Consider the following 1012-nt stretch of genomic DNA (forward strand, 5'->3'; position numbering starts at 1 on the left):
CCCCCCCCCCCCCCCCCCCCCGCCGCGCCCTGCACATTTTGCTCGCGCAGCGCCTGGGCGACATCATCCGTGGTGATGTTGAGCGCGTTCATGCGGTCCGGGCGCAGCCAGATACGCATGCTGTAATCCCGGGCGCCAAACATCTGCACCTCGCCGACGCCGGGCAGGCGGGCCAGCGCCTCGCGCACCTGGGTGCTGGCGTAGTTGCTGACAAACAGCGGCGTCAGTGTGCCCAGCGGCGAGTAGAGGCTTACCCCCATAAGCAGATTGCTGGCGCGCTTGCGCACCTGGACGCCATTCTGCTGCACCTCCGCCGGGAGCTGCGCCAGCGCCTGCGCCACCCGGTTTTGCACGTCGATCGCCGCCAGGTCGGCATCGGTGCCCGCCGCGAAGGTTATGCTCAGGCGGTACGTCCCCTCATCCGAGCTGGTGGACTCCATATACAGCATATGATCGACGCCGTTGAGCTGGGTCTCCAGCGGGGCGGCGATGGCTTCCGCCACGTCTGACGCGCTGGCGCCCGGCCAGCTGGCGCTGACGTTCACCACCGGGGGGGTGATCGCCGGGTACTGCTCCACCGGGATCAGCTTCAGCGACACCGCGCCGACAAAGGTCAGCAGCAGCGCGATCACCATGGCAAATCGCGGACGACGGATAAAAAAGGTCAGCATCCCTTCTCCTTAGCTAGTTCAGCACCTGCACCGCGGCGCCTTCGCGCAACCGCTGCGCGCCGTCGGTGATCACCTGCTCGCCCGCCTGCAGCCCTTTCTCGACCGCAAACTGCTGCCCCTGCTGCCCCTGCTGCCCCGCGAGGGTCAGACGACGCTGCCCGGCGGTGTGGTCCGGCTTCAGCACCCAGCTGAAAAAGCCCTGCGGATCCTGCTGCACGGCGGCGGCCGGGACCATCACTCGCGACGGCAGTTCCTGCGGACGGAACAGGATCGTCACGCTGCCGCCCGGCAGCAGACGGTGCTGCGGATTGGCAAACTCGGCCCCCCCCCCCCCCCCCCCC

General features: G+C 68.6%; 1 protein-coding gene and 1 pseudogene. Both read right to left on the reverse strand.

What is annotated here, in order from left to right; translation table 11 throughout:
• Positions 1–13 precede the first annotated feature (13 nt).
• Positions 14–671: pseudogene (locus HMPREF9538_RS26305) on the reverse strand (efflux RND transporter permease subunit); the annotation flags it as partial.
• 13 nt (positions 672–684) lie between these two features.
• Positions 685–1012, reverse strand: a 328-nt coding sequence (locus HMPREF9538_RS26300) for an efflux RND transporter periplasmic adaptor subunit (protein ID WP_009483829.1), incomplete at its 5' end; no start/stop codon positions are given.

This window comes from Klebsiella sp. MS 92-3, from assembly GCF_000195655.1.
Taxonomy (GTDB): Bacteria; Pseudomonadota; Gammaproteobacteria; order Enterobacterales; family Enterobacteriaceae; genus Klebsiella; species Klebsiella pneumoniae.